The sequence below is a fragment of the Cupriavidus sp. 8B genome (assembly GCF_054589115.1).
The window spans coordinates 125,953-147,575 of sequence record NZ_BAAILO010000432.1; the positions used below are offsets into that span (position 1 = coordinate 125,953).

At 66.8% G+C, this 21,623-nt stretch carries 18 protein-coding genes; 13 read left to right on the top strand and 5 right to left on the bottom strand.

From position 1 onward, the window contains the following. The first annotated feature begins 445 nt into the window (after window positions 1-445). From hpnD to ACYP5B_RS41560, 3 genes are all read left to right on the top strand, one after another. On the top strand, window positions 446-1,282 hold the full coding sequence (gene hpnD / locus ACYP5B_RS41550; RefSeq protein ID WP_459573511.1) for a presqualene diphosphate synthase HpnD: 837 nt from the start codon (window positions 446-448) through the stop codon (window positions 1,280-1,282). A 94-nt stretch (window positions 1,283-1,376) separates the two neighbouring features. Beyond that, on the top strand, window positions 1,377-2,651 hold the full coding sequence (locus tag ACYP5B_RS41555; protein ID WP_459573512.1) for a Zn-dependent hydrolase: 1,275 nt from the start codon (window positions 1,377-1,379) through the stop codon (window positions 2,649-2,651). A gap of 122 nt (window positions 2,652-2,773) precedes the next feature. Next, window positions 2,774-3,391, top strand: coding sequence for an SMP-30/gluconolactonase/LRE family protein (locus tag ACYP5B_RS41560; RefSeq protein ID WP_459573513.1), 618 nt, complete (start codon window positions 2,774-2,776; stop codon window positions 3,389-3,391). Between the two features lie 78 nt (window positions 3,392-3,469). Here ACYP5B_RS41560 and ACYP5B_RS41565 read toward each other — a convergent pair whose 3' ends face one another. Continuing rightward, window positions 3,470-3,811, bottom strand: coding sequence for a hypothetical protein (locus ACYP5B_RS41565; protein ID WP_459573514.1), 342 nt, complete (start codon window positions 3,809-3,811; stop codon window positions 3,470-3,472). A gap of 255 nt (window positions 3,812-4,066) precedes the next feature. On the opposite strand from ACYP5B_RS41565, the gene ompR reads away from it, so the two are divergent. Together ompR and ACYP5B_RS41575 are read left to right on the top strand one after the other, a co-directional pair. Beyond that, window positions 4,067-4,789 carry an osmolarity response regulator transcription factor OmpR gene (ompR, locus tag ACYP5B_RS41570; protein WP_006155909.1) on the top strand — a complete coding sequence of 241 codons (723 nt, stop codon included), beginning with the start codon at window positions 4,067-4,069 and terminating at the stop codon, window positions 4,787-4,789. 13 nt (window positions 4,790-4,802) lie between these two features. Continuing rightward, window positions 4,803-6,152: a sensor histidine kinase gene (locus ACYP5B_RS41575; RefSeq protein WP_318233818.1), complete on the top strand. Its 1,350-nt coding sequence runs from the start codon at window positions 4,803-4,805 to the stop codon at window positions 6,150-6,152. A gap of 25 nt (window positions 6,153-6,177) precedes the next feature. Here ACYP5B_RS41575 and ACYP5B_RS41580 read toward each other — a convergent pair whose 3' ends face one another. Continuing rightward, the gene (locus tag ACYP5B_RS41580; RefSeq protein ID WP_459573515.1) at window positions 6,178-6,411 is read right to left on the bottom strand and encodes a hypothetical protein; all 234 of its coding nucleotides are present in this window, start codon (window positions 6,409-6,411) and stop codon (window positions 6,178-6,180) included. Window positions 6,412-6,791: 380 nt separating this feature from the next. Here ACYP5B_RS41580 and styD point away from each other — a divergent pair, with 380 nt between their 5' ends. The 4 genes from styD (at window position 6,792) to mdtD (ending at window position 14,447) form a co-directional block, all read left to right on the top strand. Further along, a complete protein-coding gene (styD, locus tag ACYP5B_RS41585) occupies window positions 6,792-8,282 on the top strand; it encodes a phenylacetaldehyde dehydrogenase StyD (protein WP_459573516.1) in 1,491 nt (496 codons plus the stop codon). A 210-nt stretch (window positions 8,283-8,492) separates the two neighbouring features. Then, the gene (locus ACYP5B_RS41590) at window positions 8,493-10,694 is read left to right on the top strand and encodes a PQQ-dependent dehydrogenase, methanol/ethanol family (protein WP_459573517.1); all 2,202 of its coding nucleotides are present in this window, start codon (window positions 8,493-8,495) and stop codon (window positions 10,692-10,694) included. Between the two features lie 72 nt (window positions 10,695-10,766). Continuing rightward, complete coding sequence (locus tag ACYP5B_RS41595; RefSeq protein ID WP_459573518.1) at window positions 10,767-12,881, top strand: TonB-dependent receptor family protein; 2,115 nt, start codon at window positions 10,767-10,769, stop codon at window positions 12,879-12,881. A 129-nt stretch (window positions 12,882-13,010) separates the two neighbouring features. After that, window positions 13,011-14,447, top strand: a complete 1,437-nt coding sequence (gene mdtD / locus ACYP5B_RS41600; protein WP_400091918.1) for a multidrug transporter subunit MdtD — start codon at window positions 13,011-13,013, stop codon at window positions 14,445-14,447. A gap of 103 nt (window positions 14,448-14,550) precedes the next feature. On the opposite strand, the gene ACYP5B_RS41605 is transcribed toward mdtD, so the two are convergent. After that, entirely contained in the window at window positions 14,551-15,513 is a 963-nt protein-coding gene (locus ACYP5B_RS41605; RefSeq protein WP_459573519.1) for a LysR substrate-binding domain-containing protein, read from the bottom strand. A 95-nt stretch (window positions 15,514-15,608) separates the two neighbouring features. Here ACYP5B_RS41605 and pcaH point away from each other — a divergent pair, with 95 nt between their 5' ends. From pcaH to pcaDC, 4 genes are all read left to right on the top strand, one after another. After that, the gene (gene pcaH, locus ACYP5B_RS41610) at window positions 15,609-16,334 is read left to right on the top strand and encodes a protocatechuate 3,4-dioxygenase subunit beta (RefSeq protein WP_459573520.1); all 726 of its coding nucleotides are present in this window, start codon (window positions 15,609-15,611) and stop codon (window positions 16,332-16,334) included. A 3-nt stretch (window positions 16,335-16,337) separates the two neighbouring features. Beyond that, window positions 16,338-16,916 carry a protocatechuate 3,4-dioxygenase subunit alpha gene (pcaG, locus tag ACYP5B_RS41615; RefSeq protein ID WP_318237025.1) on the top strand — a complete coding sequence of 193 codons (579 nt, stop codon included), beginning with the start codon at window positions 16,338-16,340 and terminating at the stop codon, window positions 16,914-16,916. A 112-nt stretch (window positions 16,917-17,028) separates the two neighbouring features. Beyond that, entirely contained in the window at window positions 17,029-18,405 is a 1,377-nt protein-coding gene (locus ACYP5B_RS41620; RefSeq protein ID WP_459573521.1) for a 3-carboxy-cis,cis-muconate cycloisomerase, read from the top strand. 153 nt (window positions 18,406-18,558) lie between these two features. Further along, on the top strand, window positions 18,559-19,761 hold the full coding sequence (gene pcaDC, locus ACYP5B_RS41625; protein WP_400091923.1) for a bifunctional 3-oxoadipate enol-lactonase/4-carboxymuconolactone decarboxylase PcaDC: 1,203 nt from the start codon (window positions 18,559-18,561) through the stop codon (window positions 19,759-19,761). Here pcaDC and ACYP5B_RS41630 read toward each other — a convergent pair. Together ACYP5B_RS41630 and ACYP5B_RS41635 are read right to left on the bottom strand one after the other, a co-directional pair. After that, window positions 19,758-20,750 carry a Bug family tripartite tricarboxylate transporter substrate binding protein gene (locus ACYP5B_RS41630; protein ID WP_459573522.1) on the bottom strand — a complete coding sequence of 331 codons (993 nt, stop codon included), beginning with the start codon at window positions 20,748-20,750 and terminating at the stop codon, window positions 19,758-19,760. The genes pcaDC and ACYP5B_RS41630 overlap by 4 nt on opposite strands. Beyond that, entirely contained in the window at window positions 20,747-21,556 is an 810-nt protein-coding gene (locus tag ACYP5B_RS41635) for a glutamate racemase (RefSeq protein WP_400091927.1), read from the bottom strand. The genes ACYP5B_RS41630 and ACYP5B_RS41635 overlap by 4 nt, the downstream gene beginning before the upstream one ends. Window positions 21,557-21,623: the final 67 nt, after the last annotated feature.

Sequence of the window (21,623 nt, forward strand, 5' to 3'; positions counted from 1 at the left end):
TGCGCGAAGCGGCGGCAGATTAATAACTCGCCGGTCAGTAATGTAACGGGGTGGAGCCGAAGGCGTCAAACGGCGCGCGCAGGGGAGTGCCGGAAACGTACTTTTCAAACGTGCTGCCCACCCCGTGCCCCAGGTCAGTCGCAGGAATCGGGCCGGGTGCGGCCAAATGCCGCAGCGCTGGATATCCGCGCGGGCCGAAGCGCGCGGCGGCGCACTCGCCCAGGGCAGTTGCCGCCGGGAGCGCGATGCTACAATCCGGCGCGTCGCCCGCGCTGCCTTGCCTCTCGCCGTGGAATGCCTCGACGACTGGAAATCGCGGCGCTTGGCGCAGGACCCTGGCTTGCGCCATCTCGCCAGGCCGACCGCCCCGCGCCGGTCAGGTTGCCGCGGCGACAGCGCAGGCAAACGCCCCCAATACCCCCCAATTCACCGACCCGAGACCGGCGTGACGCCCGATCAGTATTGCCAAGAAAAAGCCGCGCAGAGCGGCTCCAGCTTCTATTACAGCTTCCTGTTCCTGGCGCCCGAGCGGCGACGGGCCATTACCGCCCTCTATGCCTGGTGCAGGGAGGTCGACGATGTCGTGGACGACACCCAGGACGCCAGCGTGGCCTATCAGAAGCTGGCCTGGTGGCGCAATGAGCTCGCCCAGATGTTCAACGGTGCGCCAACCCACCCCGTGACCAAGGCGCTCCAGTCGCACGCGCAAGCCTATGGGCTGACCCAGTCGATGTTCAATGAAGTGCTCGAAGGCATGGAGATGGACCTCAACCAGTCGCGCTACCTGGATGACATCGCGCTCACGCGCTATTGCCATTGCGTGGCCGGCGTGGTCGGCACCATGAGCGCCCGCATCCTTGGCCACACGGATCCGCGCACGCTCGAGTACGCCGAAAAGATGGGCTTGTCGCTGCAAATGGTCAATATCCTGCGCGATGTGGGCGAGGATGCCCGGCGCGGCCGGATCTACCTGCCGGTGAACACGCTGCAGCGCTTCCAGGTGCCGGTTTCCGAGATCAACCAGGCCACGCATTCCGATCGCTTCGTCGCGCTCATGCGCTACCAGGCCGAGCAGGCCCGCACGCTGTACCGCGAGGCGCGGGCGCTGCTGCCCCGGACCGAGCGCCGCGCCCAGCGCGCTGGCCTGGTCATGGGCGCGATCTACCAGACGCTGCTCGATGAGCTGGAGGCCAGTGAGTTCCAGGTGCTGAACCAGCGCATCTCGCTCACGCCCATGCGCAAGCTGTGGATCGCGTGGAAAACGTGGATGCGCAACCGCTGAGCGCCACCTCCGCGCTCTTCGCCTAGCCCGCATTGCCGCATTAGCTGGACTAGCTGCATTAACGGCATTAGCCGCCTTACTCGCCTGAGCTGCCATGACCCAATCTGCCGTCCCCCTCCTCCCGCTTGGCCAGACCATTCTCGACCAGGCCGCAGCGCTGGCCCGCTTCTCGGATATGGAAGGCGGCCTGACCTGCGCCTACCTGACCCCGGCCCACCGCGCAGCGTCGGCCCAGCTGGTGGCATGGATGGAGGCGGCGGGCATGCAGGTCCGCCTCGACGCCATCGGCAACGTGATCGGCCGCTATGCCGCCGATCCGGCCGTGGGCGATGCTGCGCGCGTGCTGATGACGGGCTCGCACTTCGACACCGTGCGCAACGGCGGGCGCTATGACGGCCGGCTTGGCATCCTGCTGCCCGTCGCGGTGGTTGGGGCGCTCAACGCGGCCGGCATCCGCCTGCCCTATCACTTCGAGGTGGTGGGCTTTGCCGAGGAAGAAGGCCTGCGCTTCAAGACCAGTTTCCTGGCCAGCAGCGTGCTGGCCGGCCGCTTCGACCCCGCCCTGCTGGATCGTGCCGACATCGACGGCGTGACCCTGCGCGAGGCGCTGGCCGCCTCCGGCCTGCCGGGCGCGGGCGGCATCGACGCACTGCGGGCCGCGGCGGTGGACCCCGCGACCCTGCATGGCTTTGTCGAAGTGCATATCGAGCAAGGCCCGGTCCTGCTGCACCACGGCCTGGCGCTCGGCGTGGTCACGCAGATTGCCGGCAGCAGCCGCTTCCAGGTCCGCGTAGAGGGCCTGGCCAGCCACGCCGGCACCACACCCATGACCATGCGCAAGGACGCCGCGGCGGCCGCCGCGGAGATGGTGCTGCTGGTGGAGCAGCGCTGCGCTCAGGTGCCGACGCTGGTCGGCACGGTGGGCCAGCTGCAGGTGCCCAACGGATCGAGCAACGTCATTCCCGCCGAGTGCGTGTTCTCGATGGACATCCGTGCCGGTGAAGACAGCATCCGCGAGGCCGCCATCGCCGACATCGTGGCCGGCATCCAGGCGATCGCCGAGCGTCGCGGCCTCAGTGCCGGCGTGGAACGGGTGACGCCGGTCAACAACGCGCCGTGCGCGCGCTGGCTGATGGACCAGTTCGGCGCGGTGCTCAGGAAGCGCGGGCTGGAAGCCTTCGAGCTGCCCTCGGGTGCTGGCCACGACGCCATGATGATGCAGCGCATTACCGACGTGGCCATGCTGTTCGTGCGCTGCGGCAACGGCGGCATCAGCCACAACCCGCTGGAGACCATGACGGCCGACGACGCCCAACTCGCTGCCGAGGTCTTCGTCGACTTCCTGCGACATTTCCAGCCACGCGCCTGACCCCCGCCGCGGCGCGCTTGCGGTCCCAGCCCAAATCGTATTGGATGTAGGCACACCAATCACAAGATCGAAAGATCACAGCGGAGACACTGCATGGCGCACCGCGAACTGATCTGTCCGGCGTGGCCGGCGGCCATGCCAACGACATGGTGGTGGACCAGCAGGGCCGCGCCTATGTGGGTAATTTCGGTTTCGACCTGATGGCCGGCGCCCCGATGCGCACCGCCAGCCTGGCAAGGGTCGACCCGCACGGATCGGTCACCGTGGTGGCAGACGGCCTGTTCTTCCCCAATGGTTCGGTCATCACGCCGGACGGCAAGTCCCTGGTGGTGGGCGAGACCCTGGGCAACCGCATCTCGGCCTTCGACCTGCACGCGGATGGCTCCCTCGGCCCGCGCCGCGACTGGGCCCTCTTTGGCAGCCAGCCAGCCGGGTCGGAACTCGGCGAGGTGCTGGGCGGCGCGAAGGTGGCGCCTGACGGGTGCGCTCAAGATGCGCAAGAAGCGCTCTGGGTTGCCGACGCCATCGGCAACCGCGTGTTGCGGGTGATGCCGGGTGGGCGCATTGATGAAGAGATTGCCTGCGGGACGGGCATCTTCGCCGCCGCCCTGGGAGGCCCGCGCGGCACCACGCTGTTCCTGGCCGCCGCGCCGAACTTCGACGAGGCCGAGCGCCGCGCTTCGCGCCTGGGCCATATCCTGATGACGGAAGTAGAAGTCCCGCACGCCGGCCTGCCATGAGGCGGAAGTAGGACGGACGCCGATATCCCGGATGCCGCGCGCCGTGGCATGCTGCACGCATGCGCGCGTGCCTGAGGCCTAGCCGCCCTGGTACATCTCCCGCCCGAGTTCGTACAGGTTCTGGCGCAGCTTGCGCCGCTCGTCGGGCGAAAGCTTGTCGTTCGGGAACGCGTGGGGCAGGCGGTCGTTCATGTCACGCTCGGCGCGGTACTTTCCGGCGCGCGCTCGCGCCTCGTCCTGGCTGAAGCGCTCGCGCTCGTTGCGCGGGGTGGCGTCGCGGGTTGCTGGCTTGCCAGCGCCCGGGAGCAAATGCGCCATGCCGGGCGATTGCGGGTACCCCGCACTAGCGGCAAGCAACAGCGCGACAGTCGCGCCGGCACGGGAAAAGGTATGCCCGGCTCGCTTGCGGGTGACTTTCATTGATAATGGCGGTTTGGGCTTCGGAAACGGTGGTTACAGGACCGCCGGAAGCCGGACATCCAGTAGCCCCGCCTCGCCACGTCATGGCAGTGAACTACACGGCGGACACCCACGAAAACCCCGTGGGACTGGCTACGGAAACGGTATGCGGCAGTTTAAACGCAGGGTGGATGCGCGCCTTCATACCTCGGGGTAAAGTATGTAACCTTTTGTTAAGCCATTTTGACCGAAAGCGTTTGTCGCTAAGATACCGCCATGGAAAATACCAGTCACAAGATTCTCGTCGTGGACGACGACCCCCGTCTGCGCGACCTGCTGCGCCGTTACCTTGGCGAACAGGGCTTCACCGTACTGGTAGCAGAAAATGCCACCGCGATGAACAAGCTCTGGTTGCGCGAGCGTTTCGACCTGCTAGTGCTCGACCTGATGATGCCCGGTGAAGACGGCCTGTCGATCTGCCGCCGCCTGCGCGGCGCCAACGACCAGACGCCCATCATCATGCTCACCGCCAAGGGCGAGGACGTCGATCGCATCGTCGGCCTCGAAATGGGCGCCGACGACTACCTGCCGAAGCCCTTCAACCCGCGCGAGCTGATCGCACGGATCCACGCCGTGCTGCGGCGCAAGGGCCCCGCCGAAGTCCCCGGCGCGCCTTCGGAAACCCCGGAAAACTTCGCCTTTGGCGACTTCGTGCTGAACCTCGCTACCCGCACGCTGACCAAAAATGATGAAGAGATCACCCTGACCACCGGCGAATTCTCGGTGCTCAAGGTCTTCGCCCGGCATCCGCGCCAGCCGCTGTCGCGCGAAAAGCTCATGGAAATGGCGCGCGGCCGCGAGTACGAGGTATTCGACCGCAGCCTGGACGTGCAGATCTCGCGCCTGCGCAAGCTGATCGAACCTGATCCGGGCAACCCGCGTTTCATCCAGACGGTCTGGGGCCTCGGCTACGTCTTCATCCCCGATGGCGTGAAGTAAGGCGCCGCGCATCGTGGCGACTGTCTTCAGCCGCACGGCTACGCGCCTGTTCGGTTCGCTGTTCTGGCGAACCTTCATGCTGATCGCCCTCTTGCTGGCGATCTCGCTGGGTATCTGGTTCCAGAGTTATCGGCTCTTCGAACGCGCGCCGCGCGCCCAGCAGATCGCCATGCAAGTGGTCAGCGTGGTCAAGCTCACGCGCGCCGCCCTGCTCTATTCCGATCCCGCGCGGCGGCGTTTCCTGCTGCTCGACCTGGTGCAGAACGAGGGCATCAAGGTCTACCCGCGCGAGAAAGACGACGATTTCTCCGTGCCCACCACGAACCCCTTCCTGACCCAGCTGGTGCAGCAGGAGATTCGCGGCCGGCTCGGCGAAGGGACCGTCATCGCCACCACCGTGAACGATATTCCCGGCGTATGGGTGAGTTTCGAGATCGAGGGCGACGATTACTGGGTGGCGATCAGCCCCGAACGGTTCGAGCGCGTGCCCGGCATCCAGTGGCTTTGGTGGAGCATCGCCGCGCTATTGCTGTCGATCATCGGCGCAGCCTTTATCACGTCGCTGGTCAACCACCCGCTCAAGCGGCTGGCCAACGCGGCACGCGCCATCGGCGGCGGCGGCGACCCGCCCACCCTGCCCGAGCACGGCGCCAGCGAAGTGGCGCAGGCCAACCACAGCTTCAACCAGATGGTGCGCGACCTGCGCCAGCTCGACGACGATCGCGTCGTCATGCTGGCGGGTATCTCGCACGACCTGCGCACGCCGCTCACGCGGCTGCGGCTGGAAACCGAGATGTCACCCGTGGATAACACCACGCGTGAAGCCATGATCGCCGACATCGAACAGATGGACGCCATCATCGGCCAGTTCCTCAACTACGCTCGCCCCGCGCTGGAAACGGTCGAACCGCTCGACCTCTCCGCGCTGGTGCAAGACGCCGTCGGCGTCTACGGGGCGCACGACGATGTCCGCGTGCACGTACGCGCCGGCGACCCCGTGATGGCCGTCGCCAACCGCATGGAAGTCCAGCGCATCCTCGACAACCTCGTTGAAAACGCCCGACGCTATGCCAAGGATGAAGACAACGGCGTGGCCGTGGTCGAAATCAGCACCCGGATCGAAGACAAGGAAGCCGTGCTGACCGTTGCCGACCATGGCAGCGGCGTTCCGGAAGCGCAACTCCCGTTGCTGACAAGGCCCTTCTACCGGCTCGATGACGCGCGTAGCGAGGCCAAGGGGGCCGGGCTGGGGATGTCGATTGTTAATCGGATCTTGCAGCGCAATGGGGGGAGATTGATGTTAGCGAATCGGCCGCCGCCGGCAACCGGGTTGGTGGTTAGCGCGTTTTTCAGGCGGGCGTAGATCGATATGTTGGGTGCGACTGCGACTACAACTGCAACTGCAACTGCAACTGCAACTGCAAAATCAGCTTCAAATTCAACGGCTTAACGTCAAGGGCAACTGCAGTTTCACCACCCCTGCGGGGCGGCGACCTATTTTTTTGTCTTGCCAAAAAAGTAGGCAAAAAAGGCGCGCCGGATGGGGCGACACCCCCTCGGGATTTCACGAAAAGAGCGGCCGGGACCCAAACTCGCATCGCCTTGAGGCGATACTCAGACATGGGTCCCTCTTTTCCGCTCTTTTCGTCGAATCCCGAGGCGCCCCATACGGCCTCTGCACACCTTGACGGCTCGCTTCGCATCGCGCTTGGGTGTTCCCCGCCTGGGGGCGGGTCACACGGCTACGCCGAATCGTTGGTCTGACGATGTCGATTCTGCTTCCGCTGGTTGACTCCCCCTCTCCCACTTGTGGGAGAGGGGCCGGGGGAGAGGGCGGGCGCTCATTGTGGCGTTGTGGCGCCAAGCGCCATTGGCTTCAGCCTTTCCCACGTTTTGCACGCATCGACAAGCTTTGTGCACGGCCAGACAAGCGGCGGCAAGCCCGCGATGCTAACTTCGATCTCCATTACAAGGTACCAGCCAAGACCAACCGGAGACGAAGATGAATGCACCCAAGGAAGCCCGCAGCGGCCTGGACCAGGCCATCCGCAATGCCATGCTGATCGACGGCGAGTGGCGCCAGGCTGAGTCCGGCGAGACCTTTGCCGTGTTCGATCCCGCCACCGGCGAGGAGATTGCGCGCGTGCCCGCGGGCGGCGCGGCGGATATCGATGCGGCGGTGGCCGCGGCCGGGCGCGCCTTTGCCGGCGGTACGTGGCGCGCCATGATGCCGGCCCAGCGCGAGCGCCTGCTGCTCAAGCTGGCCGACCTGGTCGAGCAGCACGGCGACGAACTGGCCCGGCTCGAAACCCTCAACAACGGCAAGCTGCTGGCGTTCTCGCAAGGCCTGGAAGTGGGCGGCAGCGCGCAGTGGCTACGCTATATGGCCGGCTGGGCCACCAAGATCGAAGGCAGCACGCTGGACGTCTCGGTGCCGTTCCCGCCGGGCACGCGTTATAGTGCCATGACGCGGCGCTCGCCCGTGGGCGTGGTGGGCGCCATCGTGCCGTGGAATTTCCCCTTGCTGATGGCGGTCTGGAAGATCGCCCCGGCCTTGGCCTGCGGCTGCACCGTGGTGCTCAAGCCAGCCGAGGAAACCCCGCTCACCGCGCTGCGGCTGGCCGAGCTCGCGCTGGAAGCGGGCTTCCCGCCGGGCGTGCTGAATGTGGTGACGGGCGACGGCGTGCCCGGCGCGGCGCTGGTGGCGCATCCCGGCGTCAACAAGATTACCTTCACCGGTTCCACCGAAGTCGGGCGCCTGATCGGCGCGCGCTGCGGCCAGGATATCCGCCGCGTGTCGCTGGAGCTCGGAGGCAAGAGCCCGGTCATCGTGCTGGATGACTGCGATCCCGCGCATGCCATCCAGGGCGCGGCCGGCGCCATCTTCCTCAACCAGGGCCAGGTCTGCACGGCCGGCTCGCGCCTGTACGTGGCGCGCCGCCACTATGACCAGGTGGTGGAGGGGCTGGGCAAGGTGGCCAATGCCACGGTGCTGGGCTCCGGGCTCGATCCCGCCAGCCAGATGGGGCCGCTGGTGTCGGCGCGCCACCGCGACAAGGTCATGGGGCTGATCGGCACCGGGCGCAGCGAAGGCGCGCAGATCGTCGCGGGCGGCGATGCGCTGGACCGCCCCGGGTATTTCGTGCGGCCCACCGTGGTGGCCAACGCCGCGTGCAAGGACCTGACGCTGGTGCGCGAGGAAGTCTTCGGGCCGGTGGTGGTGGCCATGCCGTTCGACGATCCCGAGGCCGTGCTGGCCGAGGCCAACCGGTCCGAGTACGGCCTGGGCGCCAGCATCTGGAGCAACGACCTGCGCGCGGTGCAGCGGCTGGTCGATGGCCTGGATGCCGGCACGGTCTGGGTCAATACGCACAATATCGTGGACCCCAACATGCCTTTTGGTGGATACAAGGCATCCGGGGTCGGGCGCGAGCATGGCCGCTCCGCCATCGAGGCCTATACCGAGATCAAGTCGGTCTGCATGGCTTACTAAGCGGCATCGCCACGCTTGGCGAGGGGGGGCATCTCGGGCCAACCGTTCTGCGGGTAATCCCGAGTGTGTAAAACCTACCCCTGCGGCCATTCTTAGGCCTGCTGCAATCCGGTGGCGCGACGGGCGATGTCCGTCGCGCCATTGGCCAGCCGCTGGCATGGAACCAGCCTGGCTTCCCCCGAAGAAGAAGCAAAAAAAAGAGGAGACACAATGAGCCAAGAACCCGAGCGGGTTTTCTCATGCTGGCCGCGCGTTGCGCAGCGCACCGGCAAGCACGCGGGCCTATCACGCAAGGTGGCAATGCTGGTAGCGGGGCTGGCGGCGTTCTCGCTGGCGGCTGCGCAGGCCAAGCCGCCGGCCAAGGTGGCCAGCGCCGATCACATCCGTACCGTCACCCGTAGCGTCGACGGTGCCTTCATTGAAACCAACGCCGCCAAGTCACCCGACTGGCCCAGCTACGGCCTGGACTACGCGGAAACCCGCTTCAGCCGGCTCTCGCAGATCAATGCCGACAACGTGAAGGACCTCGGGCTGGCCTGGTCCTACGATCTCGAATCCACGCGTGGGGTGGAAGCCACGCCGCTGGTGGTCAACGGGATCATGTACGTCAGCGCATCGTGGAGCGTGGTGCATGCCATCGACACCCGCAACGGCAAGCGCATCTGGACCTTCGACCCGAAGGTCGACAAGTCGATCGGCTTCAAGGGCTGCTGCGATGTGGTCAATCGCGGCGTGGCGCTGTACCAGGGCAAGGTCTTTGTCGCTTCCTATGATGGCCGCCTGATCGCGCTCGACGCCGGCACCGGCCGCAAGCTGTGGGAGAAGGACACCATCATCGACCGCAGCCACTCGTACACCATCACCGGCGCGCCGCGCGTGTTCAAGGGCAAGGTCATCATCGGCAACGGCGGGGCGGAGTATGGCGTGCGCGGCTATATCACCGCCTACGATGCCGGCACCGGCGAGCAGAAATGGCGCTGGTTCACCGTGCCCGGCGACCCCAGCAAGCCGTTCGAGGATGAGTCGATGGCCAAGGCGGCCAAGACCTGGGACCCCGCCGGCAAGTACTGGGAAGCCGGTGGCGGCGGCACCGCGTGGGACACGCTGGCCTTCGACCCCGAGCTCAACCTGATGTATGTGGGCACCGGCAACGGCTCGCCCTGGTCGCGCAGCAAACGCAGCCCGGCCGGCGGCGACAACCTCTACCTGGCCTCCATCGTCGCGCTCGATCCCGATACCGGCAAGTACGTCTGGCACTACCAGGAGACCCCCGGCGACAACTGGGACTACACCTCCACCCAGCCGATGATCCTGGCCGACCTGAATATCGGCGGCAAGGCGCGCAAGGTCATCCTGCATGCGCCCAAGAACGGTTTCTTCTTCGTCATCGACCGCACCAACGGCCAGTTCATCTCGGCCAAGAACTTCGTCGATGTGAACTGGGCCAGCGGCTACGACCAGAACGGGCGCCCGATCGAGCTGCCCGAGGCGCGCGCCACTGACAAGCCCTATGATGCCATCCCCGGGCCTTATGGCGCGCATAACTGGCATCCGATGTCGTTCAATCCGCAGACCGGCCTGGTCTACCTGCCGGCCCAGCACGTGCCCCTCAACCTGATGGACGACAAGAACTGGACGTTCAACGGCAAGCAGCCGGGCCAGCCGCACGGCAACGTGGGCTGGAACACGGCGAAGCTCCTCAATGTCGAAGCGCCCACCAGCAAGCCATTCGGCCGGTTGATCGCCTGGGATCCGGTGCAGCAAAAGGCGGTGTGGACGCAGGAGCAGGTCTCGCCGTGGAATGGCGGCACGCTCACCACCGCCGGCAACCTCGTGTTCCAGGGCACGGCCGATGGCCGCTTCATCGCTTACAACGCCGCCACCGGCGCCAAGCTGTGGGAGTCTCCCACGGGCACCGGCGTGATCGCGGCGCCTGTGAGCTATCTGGTGGACGGCAAGCAGTACGTGTCCGTCGCGGTCGGCTGGGGTGGCGTCTATGGGCAGGCCCAGCGCGCCACCGAGCGGCAGGGGCCGGGCACGGTCTACACCTTCGCGGTCGGCGGCAAGGCGCCGATGCCCGCGTTCGTGCAGTACCGCGCGGGTGAATTGCTGTCGGGCGTGAAGTACGATCCGGCCAACGTTGCGGCCGGCACGGCGCTCTACGTCAGCAACTGCGTGCTCTGCCATGGCGTGCCCGGGGTGGATCGCGGCGGCAATATTCCCAACCTCGGCTATCTGGATACCGCCTATATTCAAAATCTCGACAAGTTCATCTTCAAGGGACCCGCCATCGCGCGCGGCATGCCAGACTTCACCGGCAAGCTGAGCGCGGACGATATCGAGAAGATCAAGGCGTTTATCCAGGGCACCGCGGACGCGATCCGGCCCAAGAGCCAGGCAATGGCCAAGTAGGCGCCGAGTAGCGGCCGGGCAGGCTGCCCGTACAGCAGTAAAGGAAGCGATCAACAAACTCAGGGCAGGGATATGGCTGGCAACAAGGGCGGTGCGCGAAGCAGGAGGCGGGTTTCCGAAGAGGCTTCGCACCGCCTGTGCTGCCTGGCGGCGGCGATGCTTGCCGCCGCGCCCGGTGCGGCTTTGGCCGAGGAAACGCTGCCCGACGTGGTGGTGAGCGTCAGCCGCGCGGAGCAGAAACGCTTTGACGCGCCGGCCGCGATCGACAGCGTCCCCGTCGACTCGCTGAGCGCCCCGAGCCCACTGGTCAACCTCTCCGAGCTACTGGCGGGCGTACCTGGCGTTGCCGCGCGCGAGCGCCAGAACTACGCGCAAGACCTCCAGCTTGCCGTGCGCGGGTTTGGCAGCCGCTCCACCTTCGGCGTGCGCGGCGTGCGGCTGTTTGTGGACGGCATTCCCGCCACCATGCCGGACGGGCAGGGCCAGGCCTCCACCGCCGATCTCACCAACGCCAGCCGCATCGAGGTGTTGCGCGGCCCCTTTGCCCAGCTCTATGGCAACGCTTCGGGCGGCGTCGTGCAGGTTTTCACGCCCGATCCGCCCAAGGCGCCGATGGCGCGCGCCGCCACCGGATTCGGCTCCGACGGACAATGGATGACCGGCGTGACGGTGGGCGGCGGCAACGACAAGATCGGCGGCGTGCTGGACGCATGGACGTTCGAGACCGACGGCTACCGCGACCACAGCGCGGCCCGGCGCCGCCAGCTCAATGCCAAGGTAGTCGCGGAGCCGGTCACCGGCACCCGTGTCACGTTGTTGTTCAACGCGTTCGACCAGCCCCAGGCACAGGACCCGCTTGGCCTCACGCGCGCCCAGGCCGACGCCAACCCGCGCCAGGCGGTGGCGCTGGCCACGCAGTTCAATACCCGCAAGAGCGTCCGGCAGAACCAGGGCGGCGTGCTGGTCGAGCAACGACTAAGCGATAAAGACAACCTTGAATTCCGCCTCTATGGGGGCACCCGCGAGCTGACCCAGTACCTGGGCTTCAGCGGCATCGCGCCCTCGTCGGCGGGCGGCATCGTGGATATCGACAGATCCTACGGCGGCGGTGCGATGTCGTGGCACCACAACACCATGGTGGGCGGCCTGCCGCTGCTATGGAGCGCCGGCGTGGACGCCGACGGCATGCGCGACGCGCGCACCGGCTTCGTCAACCAGAACGGCACGCAGGGCGCGCTGCGCCGCGACGAGACCGACAAGGCCGGCAGCCTGGGCGCCTTCGCCCAGTTCGACTGGACCTGGAACCCGTCCTGGCGGCTCGTCGGCGGCGTGCGCGCCAGCCAGGTCAAGCTGCGCATCGACGATCATTACATCACCGCGGCCAGCCCCGACAATAGCGGCACCGCCACCTACAACAACGTCAGCCCCGTGCTCGGCGTGGTCTGGCAAGCGCTGGACTCGCTCAATGTCTACGCCAACCTTGGCCGCGGCTTTGAAACCCCGACGCTGACCGAAGTCGCCTACGGCCCCGGTGGCACCGGCACCAACCTCGGCCTGCAGCCATCCACCAGCCGTCAGGGCGAGATCGGCGTCAAATGGCAAGGCAAGGGGCAACGGCTGGAAGCCGCGCTGTTCGATGCCGGCAGCCACAACGAGATCGTGCCGCTGTCCAACGACAGCGGCCGCTCCGTCTACCAGAACGTCAACGGCGTACACCGCCGCGGGCTGGAACTCGGCTGGCGCGGCACCTACGGCCCCGGCGAGCGCTATGGCACCGGCCTGGCCTATACGTGGCTCGATGCCTATTTTGGCGACGCCTTTCGCAATGCGCAGGGCGCAACGGTAGCCTCCGGCAAGCGCCTGCCCGGCACCTCCCGCCACAGCCTGTTCGCCGAGGCCACGTACAAGCCGGTGGCGGACCTCACGCTGGGCGTGGAAATGCGCGTGGAAGGGCGCGTCTTTGCCGACGACCTCAACACGCAATATGCGCCGGGATACACCACCTTCAACCTGCGCGCTGGATGCAACTTCCGCGTGGGGCGCATGCGCTGGTACGCGTATGGCCGGATCGACAATATTGCCGACCGGCATTACATCGGGTCGGTGATCGTCAACGAGAGCAACGGGCGGTACTTCGAGCCAGCGCCGGGGCGGCGGTTTTTTGTGGGGTTGAGGGCGGAGATCTGAGCGGCGGGCGGCAAGCTTACCTTGCCATCGGATGTCGTCGGCATCGGCACCGGCACCGGCACCGGGCCCGTGGCCGCTGGTCTACACTATCCCGACAGCCGCCCCAGCGCCGCTCTACGCCCACATCCCATGCAAGACACCACATCGCTTGCCACCGACGACCGCACTCGCCAGATCATGCTGTGGGTGGTCGCTATCGGCTTCTTCATGCAGACGCTGGATTCCACCATCGTCAATACGGCATTGCCTTCAATGGCCAAAAGCCTGGGGGAGAGCCCGCTGCGGATGCAGTCGGTGATCATTGCCTACTCGCTGACCATGGCGGTGATCATCCCGGCGTCGGGCTGGCTGGCGGACCGCTTTGGTACCCGCACCATCTTCCAGACCGCCATCGTGCTGTTTGTCGTCGGCTCGCTGGCCTGCGCATATTCCAACAGCCTGACTTTCCTGGTGGTCTCGCGGGTGGTGCAGGGCGTGGGCGGCGCGATGTTGCTGCCGGTGGGCCGGCTGGCGGTGCTGCGGACGTTTCCGCGGGACCAGTACCTGCAGGCGCTGAGCTTCGTGGCGATTCCCGGCATGGTGGGGCCGCTGATCGGGCCGACGCTGGGGGGCTGGCTGACCCAGACCTTTTCCTGGCACTGGATCTTCCTGATCAATGTGCCGGTGGGGCTGCTGGGCGGGCTGGCTACCATGCGCTATATGCCCAATGCGCGCCTGCACGGCGTGGCGCCGTTCGATCTTGGTGGTTATCTGTTGCTGGCGATCTCGATGCTGACGATTTCGTTTTCGCTGGATGGCCTGGCGGAACTTGGCTTCGAGCATGCCACCGTGCTGATGCTGCTGATCGCCAGCATGGCTTCGCTGACCGCTTATGTCCTGCACGCCACGCGGCGACGGCGCCCGCTGTTTGCGCTCCGGCTGTTTCGCATCCATACCTTCAGCGTGGGCCTGCTAGGCAACCTGTTTGCACGCATCGGCAATGGCGCCATGCCGTTCCTGATCCCGCTGACACTGCAAATCAGCCTTGGATATTCGCCGTTCCAGGCGGGCCTGATGATGCTGCCGATCACGGCGGCGGGCATGGCATCCAAGCGGCTTGCCACCGGGCTGATCGAGCGTCATGGCTATCGCAAGGTGCTGGTCACCAATACCTTCGTGGTGGGACTGGCAATGGCGTCGTTCGCGCTGATCTCGCCCACCCAGCCGCTCGCGCTGGTGCTGGTGCAGCTGGCCATCTTCGGGGCGGTCAATTCGATCCAGTTCACTGCCATGAACACGGTCACGCTGAAGGATCTCGGCACGGCCGGGGCCAGCGGCGGCAACAGCCTGCTGTCAATGGTGCAGATGCTGTCGATGAGCCTGGCGGTGACGTCGGCCGGTGCGTTGCTGGCGACCTTCCAGGGGACCTTCGGCCGCCACGGCGCTACCAGCGCGCTGCCGGCGTTCCATGCCACGTTTATCTGCGTGGGGCTGATTACCTCGGCTTCCGCGTGGATCTTCCTGCAGCTGTCCCCTGACGTGGCGCGTCCGGCCGGCAAGAAAATCGAAGACGCGACCGAGATGTAAGGGGAGCGATGCGCGGCAGCTGGGGGGGCTGACCGCCGCGCTGGCTTTGGCTAATCAAGGGGTGGGAGCGGGCCGCGGCGATTCGGCGGGCTCGTGCACGGGGTTACCCCTTCGCCTTGGGCGCCAGCCCGCGCGAGCGCTGGGCGGCGCGCTCGCGCAGATCCTGTACAAAGGCCTCGGCGGCATCGTCGAGGTCGCGCCCGCCCTGACGTAGCAGCCCGACCGGCTCCTCGCTGCCCTGGCCCGAGATGGGTAGCAGCACCAGCTCCCCGTCCTCCAGGGCCTGGCGCATGGCGCAGCGCGGCGCCAGCCAGACGGCGTCGGATTTCTGCGCAATGAGCAGGCCCAGGTACGCGTCCGCGGTCTCCAGTACGCCGTGCGGCAACACGAAGCCGTGACGTGCCAGCAGGCTTTCCGCGCTGTGGCGCGGCACCGAGCCCTGCGCCGGCACCACCAGCGGGAAGGCCATGACGTCTGCCATGGACGGCGGCATCGCGCTCAGCGGATGTCCCTTGCGCACCGCCAGCAGCAGCGGCTCGGTGTTCAGCATTTCAAACCACAGCCCCTCCATCACCGCCGGATTGTCCATGCGGCCGATCACGATATCGAGCAGATCGGCCTTCAGCCAATCGATCAGCGTGCGGTTCATGCCCGTCTGCACCGCCAGGCCGACTTCCGGATGCGTGCGGCGGAACGCCAGCACCGCCTCCTGCAGCAAGTCCGGCACCACGCTGGGCAGGGCGCCCAGCCGGATATGCCGACGCCCCGCGGTGGCCGAGCTACCGATGCTATCCGCGGCTTCGTCCAGGTCCTCCAGCACGCGCAAGGCGTGGCGCAGAAAACGCTGGCCCAGCTCGGTCAGGTCGGTGCCTGCCCGGCTGCGGGCGAGCAAACGTGCGCCAAGCAGCTCCTCCAGCTCGGTCAGGGTCTTGGAAACGGCGGGCTGGCTAAGGCCAAGCTGTTCTCCGGCCTGGCCCAGGTGCTGGGTTTGCGCCACGGCCACGAAGCAATGGAGGTGGCGCAGGCGAACCCGGTTGCGGAAGGTGGATTGGAAGGTGGGTTGCATATCGAAAAGTTATGCAAATAGTCGAAAAACTCAATATACATGCGTTCTATATGCAAATAAAGTAATGAAAATTCCACCCCACGGAGACACGTATCATGGCCGACTCGCCCATCAAGCTGCCGCCAGGGCTGGCGCAATATCGCCGCCACTACTGGGACACCCAGCCTGAATACCGCTTTGACCCCTACGGTTCCACGCTGCTGCGCTCGCCCAACGAGCCGCTGGTGGCGCTGAACCAGACGCTGTCCGAGGTGACCGGCCCGCTGTTCGGCGCCGAGTTCGTGCGCAATGGCGACAGCGACCTGACCGCCGGCCACGCCGGCGAGCCCATCGGCGAACGCATTCTGGTCAGCGGCCGCGTGCTCGATGAAAACGGCCGTCCCGTGCCGAACGCGCTGATCGAGGTCTGGCAGGCCAATGCCGCCGGCCGCTACGTGCACAAGCGCGACCAGCACGACGCGCCGCTCGATCCCAATTTCACCGGCGAAGGCCGCGCGGTGACCGACGCGCAGGGCCGCTACCAGTTCAAGACCATCAAGCCCGGTGCCTATCCCTGGCGCAATCACCACAACGCCTGGCGGCCGCAGCATATCCATTTCTCGCTTTTCGGCAACGCTTATGCCACGCGGCTGGTGACGCAGATGTATTTCCCGGGCGACCCGCTGCTCGCCTTCGATCCCATCTTCAATTGCGTGCCCGACGCCAAGGCCCGCGATCGCCTGGTGGCCGCCTTCGACTGGGAAACCACGTCCCCCGAGTACGCGCTCGGCTACCGTTTCGATATCGTGCTGCGTGGCCGCGATGCCACGCCGATGGAGTAAGCCATGTTGTACGCCACCGCATCCCAGACCGTTGGACCCTACCTGCATATCGGCCTGTCCGGCCTTGACCGTGCCGACCTGACTGCCGAGGCCCCCGAACTGACGGGCGAGCGCATCGTGATCGAAGGCCGCGTGGTCGACGGCAAGGGCGATCCCGTGCCCGATGGCATGGTTGAGATCTGGCAGGCCAACCCGGCCGGCCGCTACCGCCACCCCGAGGACGCGCGCGATGGCGCCGGGACGGCACTGGTGCCGGGTTTCACCGGCTTTGGCCGGCTGCCGACCGGGCCCGACGGCAGCTTCCGCTTTGTCACCGTCAAGCCGGGTCCCGTGCCCGGCCCCGACGGCCAGCCGCAGGCGCCGCATATCGTCGTCTCACTGTTCATGCGCGGCCTGCTCAAGCATTTGTCCACGCGCCTATACTTCCCGGACGAAGCGCAGGCCAACGCACGCGACTGGGCGTTGTCGCAGGTGAGCGCAGCGCGCCGCCATACGCTGGTGGCGCAGCAGGCAGGCGCAGGCAAGCTGCAATGGCAGGTAGTGCTGCAAGGCCAGGACGAGACCGTCTTCTTCGACATCTGATCCTGGGCGCAGTCATTGCCTTTGCCAGCGCCCCGCGCTGCAACGAGCCCCGGCGCGGGACCTGCCATGGTCCGGCGCTGGGGTTTTTCCATGCCGATGCGAACCTGAATCGATGCCGACTTCATCCCGACTGACCGACCCGATGTTCGGCAGCGCCGCCACGCTGGCCGCTTTCTCCGATACGGCAACGGTCCAGCGCATGCTCGATTTTGAAGCTGCGCTGGCGCGTGCCGAGGCCAGCTGCGGGGTCATCCCCGCGGACGCCGCCGCGGTGATCGCCGCCACTTGCCGCGCCGACGAGATCGACTTTGACGCGCTGGCCGCCGCCGCCGTGGCGGGCGGCAACCTCGCCATTCCGCTCGTCAAGCAGCTCACCGCCCGCGTGGCCGCGCGCGACGCGCAAGCCGCGCGCTACGTGCACTGGGGCGCCACCAGCCAGGACGCGATCGACACCGGCATGGTGCTGCAATTGCGTGAAGCGCTGCAGGCCGTCGACGCCGATCTCAAGGCGCTTGGCCATGCCTGCGCTGCGCTCGCCACGCAGCACCGTGACACGCCGATGGTGGCGCGCACCTGGCTGCAGCACGCGCTGCCCACCACCTTTGGCCTCAAGGCCGCCGGCTGGCTCGATGCCCTTCTCCGCGACCTGCGCCGCCTCGGCGCCGCGCGCACGCAGGCTGCCGCGCTGCAATTCGGCGGCGCCGCCGGCACGCTGGCCAGCCTGGGTGCCGCCGCGCCGGCGGTGGCAACGGCGCTTGGCCGCGAGCTCTCGCTGGAGGTCGCCGCCACGCCCTGGCATGCCTACCGCGACCGCATGGTCGAGGTGGCCACCACGCTCGGCATGCTCGCCGGCACGCTGGGCAAGATCGCCCGCGACGTGTCGCTGATGATGCAGACGGAAGTCGCCGAGGTAGCGGAGCCCACCGGCCCCGGGCGCGGCGGCTCCAGCACCATGCCGCACAAGCGCAACCCGGTTGGCTGCGCCGCCGTGCTCACCGCCGCCGTGCGCGTGCCGCCACTGGTGGCGACCATGCTGGCCGGCATGGTGCAGGAGCATGAGCGCGCGCTGGGTGGCTGGCAGGCGGAATGGGATACCTTGCCGCAAATCGTCACGCTGGCAGCAGGGGCATTGCGGCAAATGCTGGAAGTGGTGGGAGGATTGCAGGTGGATGCCGCGCGCATGCGCGCCAACCTGGGCTTGACGCACGGGCTGATCCTGGCGGAAGCCGCCATGCTGGAGCTCGGCGGCAAGATTGGCCGGCTGCCCGCGCATCACCTGGTGGAAGGCGCCTGCCGCCGGGCTGGGGCCGAAGGCACGACATTGCGCGAAGCGCTGGGCGCGACCCTGGCCGAGGATCCCACGCATGCCGGGCTGATGGATGCGGCGGCGCTGGACCAGGTTTGCGATCCCGCCAACTATGCCGGGCAGACCGGGGGCTTTGTCGATGCCGTACTGGCGGCATGGCGGCACGACGCCGCACAGCATTGAGATTGTTCCAGGACTGAAGAAGACACGTACCTGTATGTCGACTGACGCTGCGATTGGTTGCTTCGATCATTTGCTTCGACTAGACGCTTCGATCAGACGCTGCAATCGCGCGTTGTGAACTAACGCACCGAACCCAATTCTCTGGAGACCACCTTGCCTTTCATCACCCACGCCGGCAACCGCCTCTTCTACACGCTGGAAGGCCCGGCCACCGCGCCCGTCCTCATCTTCTCCAACTCGCTGGGCACCGACCACACGATGTGGGCGCCCCAGGCCGAAGCGCTGGGCAAGTCATTGCGCATCCTGCGCTATGACACCCGCGGCCACGGCCAGTCCGCATTGCCCCCGGGACCGAGCAGCGTGGCGGAGCTGGGCAGCGATGTCATTGCGTTGATGGACGCCTTGCAGATCCAGAAGGCCGCCTTCTGCGGCTTGTCGATGGGCGGCCTCACCGGCATGTGGCTGGGCGTGAACGCGCCGCAGCGCTTCACCCGCATCGTGCTGGCCAACACCGCGCCCAAGATCGGCACGCCCGATGCGTGGAACACGCGTATCGAAGGCGTGCTGCGCGACGGCATGGCGCCGCTGGTGGAAGGCTCGTTGCAGCGCTGGTTCACGCCAGCCTTCGTCAGCGCCGCCGGCAACCAGCTGGACGACCTGCGCAACGTGCTGACCGGCCTGGACGCGCGCGGCTATGCCGCCAACTGCGCGGCGGTGCGCGACGCAGACCTGCGCGAGGCGGTCAAGACGATTCCCGTGCCAGTGCTGGTGATTGCCGGCTGCGCGGACCCGTCCACCACGGCGGCGGAAGGGCGCGCGCTGGCCGACGCCATTCCGGGCGCGAAGTATCTGGAGCTGGAGGCGGCCCACTTGTCCAACCGCGAGCAGCCGGCGCGCTTCACCGAGGCGTTGCTGGACTTCCTGGGCGGCGATGCGCAACAGCCCGCCAGCCGTCCCGCCAACGATGGCGAGCGCTACCAGGCCGGCCTGGCCGTGCGCCGCGCGGTGCTGGGCAGCGCCCACGTGGATCGCTCGCTGGCCAAGCTCAATCCGCTGACCGAAGAGTTCCAGAACCTGATCACGCGCTATGCATGGGGCGAGATCTGGACGCGCGAAGGCTTGCCGCGCCATTCGCGCAGCCTGATCACCATCGCCATGATGGTGGCGCTCAACCGCAGCGACGAACTCAAGCTGCACCTGCGCGCCGCGGCCAACAACAACGTGAGCCGCGACGAGGTCAAGGAAGTGCTGCTGCAGACCGCGATCTATTGCGGCGTGCCGGCAGCCAACTCGGCCTTCCATATGGCGGAGGAAGTGTTTGCCGCGGTGGATGCGGAAGTTGCGGCCAAGGGCTAGTTCTCCAGCTTGATGCCCTGCTTCGCCACCAGGGCCTTGATCCTGCCGCGTTCGGCCTGGATGTCCGCGGCGAAGCGCTCGGGCGTGTTGCCGGCGGGCTCCGCGCCTGCCGCGCGCAAACGCTCCTGCAGCGCGGGCTCGGCCAGTACCTTGGCCGCTTCGGCCTGGATGCGCTGCACGATGGCATCCGGGGTGCCGGCTGGTGCCACCAGGCCGTACCAGGCGCCGTCATTCACGGCCTTCAGCCCAAGTTCCGCGAAAGTGGGAACGTCCGGCAGCGCGGGAAGGCGCTTGGGCCACGCAACCGCCAGCGCGCGCAGCTTGCCGCTCTTGATGTATGGCATGGACGAGGGCAGGTTGTCGAACATCATGTTGACCTGGCCGCCCATCAGGTCGTTGAGTGCCGGGCCGGCACCTTTGTAAGGCACGTGGACGAGACGGGTGCCGGTAGCCGCCTGGAACTGCTCGGCCATGATGTGCGTGCCGCTGCAGGTGCCGGTGCTGGCGAACGACAATTTGCCCGGGCTGCGCTGGATCATGTCGAGCAGCGCCCGCGCATCGCTTGCCGCGAAATCCCGCCTGACCGTCAGCACGTTCGCCGTATTCGCCAGGTTGGTGATCGGCCGCAAGCTCTTGTCCGCATCGTAGGGAAGGTGCGCGTTGCAGGCGGGATTGACCACGTGCGTGCTGACCGTGGCCATGCCCAGCGTGTAGCCGTCGGCAGCGCTGCGCGCCACGAACCCCATGCCGATGCTGCCGCCGGCGCCTGGCTTGTTATCGATGACGATGGCCTTGCCCAGCCGCTGCCCGAGCCGGTCAGCGACCACCCTGGCCACGTAGTCGGTCGTGCCGCCTGCGGGAAAGGGCACCACCAGCGTGATCGGCCTGGCGGGGAACACCTCGGCTTGCACCGCGAGGCTCGTCGCGGCCAGCAAGACGGTGAGCAAGGCCCGGCGCATTGGATGGTAAAGCGGTGAACAGGATTTCATTGAGGGTCTCCAAGGACGACGGGTTGCAGGTCGATGCGCATGGCGGCCAGCATCGAACGGAACGCCGATGCGGTATGCGTTGGGTTTTCCGTGACAGCACAAACGACCCGGCCTGTGCCGGTTGTCGTCAGGCACTCGAGCGCTTCGATCGAGGCGCGCACCGGATCGACGAAGGCCTTGCCGGGAAACAGCCGCTGGAAGTAGGCATCGAGCCAGGGCAGGTGCGTGGACGACAACGTGAAGACATCAATCTCTGGTTGCGTGGCGAGAATTGCACGCACGAAGGCGTCGACTTGCGCGGCGGTGCGCGCGGGATCGGTCAGGAACGCACCCGACTCCACCAGGTCGACCAGGGCGGAGGCGTTGAACGAAAATGCTTGCCCGCGCCCCCGGCTGGCCGCGGCGATATACGCGCCAAGCTCGGGACTCTGCACCATCGAGCGCACGCCCAGGACGCCGATTTGCCGGGACTTCGACAGCGCCAGGGCCTCGGCAACCGGCGGCACCACGCCAAATAGCGGCACGCTGGCGGTGCGGCGCAAATCCTCCAGCACGGTGACCGAAGGCGCATTGGACGCCATCAGGATGGCGCTCGCGCCCAGCCCCTGCAGGCGTTGCACGGCTTGCGCCGTGACCTCCAGCAAGGCCTGCCTGTTTTTGCCGCCGTAGGGAAAGCTGGCGCGGTCGGCGAGATAGATCAGGTCCTGGCTGGGGAAGCGCTCCTGAAGGAGCCGTACGGCGGCATAGCTGCCGATGCCGGCGTCGAAGACACCAATGGGTTGATGCAGCGTGGCGAAGGGATCCATGACATTTCGGTGAGTGGGTTCGCCTGGACTATCGCGCCAGATTGGTACAATTAAAAGTGCCGAAAAC

Excerpts from the sequence above, each read along its gene's own strand:
- ACYP5B_RS41555 (WP_459573512.1), top strand. The coding sequence starts at position 1,377 with ATGACCCAATCTGCCGTCCCCCTCCTCCCGCTTGGCCAGACCATTCTC.
- ACYP5B_RS41565 (WP_459573514.1), bottom strand. The coding sequence starts at position 3,811 with ATGAAAGTCACCCGCAAGCGAGCCGGGCATACCTTTTCCCGTGCCGGC.
- ompR (WP_006155909.1), top strand. The coding sequence starts at position 4,067 with ATGGAAAATACCAGTCACAAGATTCTCGTCGTGGACGACGACCCCCGT.
- ACYP5B_RS41580 (WP_459573515.1), bottom strand. The coding sequence starts at position 6,411 with ATGTCTGAGTATCGCCTCAAGGCGATGCGAGTTTGGGTCCCGGCCGCT.
- styD (WP_459573516.1), top strand. The coding sequence starts at position 6,792 with ATGAATGCACCCAAGGAAGCCCGCAGCGGCCTGGACCAGGCCATCCGC.
- ACYP5B_RS41590 (WP_459573517.1), top strand. The coding sequence starts at position 8,493 with ATGAGCCAAGAACCCGAGCGGGTTTTCTCATGCTGGCCGCGCGTTGCG.
- ACYP5B_RS41595 (WP_459573518.1), top strand. The coding sequence starts at position 10,767 with ATGGCTGGCAACAAGGGCGGTGCGCGAAGCAGGAGGCGGGTTTCCGAA.
- mdtD (WP_400091918.1), top strand. The coding sequence starts at position 13,011 with ATGCAAGACACCACATCGCTTGCCACCGACGACCGCACTCGCCAGATC.
- ACYP5B_RS41605 (WP_459573519.1), bottom strand. The coding sequence starts at position 15,513 with ATGCAACCCACCTTCCAATCCACCTTCCGCAACCGGGTTCGCCTGCGC.
- pcaH (WP_459573520.1), top strand. The coding sequence starts at position 15,609 with ATGGCCGACTCGCCCATCAAGCTGCCGCCAGGGCTGGCGCAATATCGC.
- pcaG (WP_318237025.1), top strand. The coding sequence starts at position 16,338 with ATGTTGTACGCCACCGCATCCCAGACCGTTGGACCCTACCTGCATATC.
- ACYP5B_RS41620 (WP_459573521.1), top strand. The coding sequence starts at position 17,029 with ATGCCGACTTCATCCCGACTGACCGACCCGATGTTCGGCAGCGCCGCC.
- ACYP5B_RS41630 (WP_459573522.1), bottom strand. The coding sequence starts at position 20,750 with ATGAAATCCTGTTCACCGCTTTACCATCCAATGCGCCGGGCCTTGCTC.
- ACYP5B_RS41635 (WP_400091927.1), bottom strand. The coding sequence starts at position 21,556 with ATGGATCCCTTCGCCACGCTGCATCAACCCATTGGTGTCTTCGACGCC.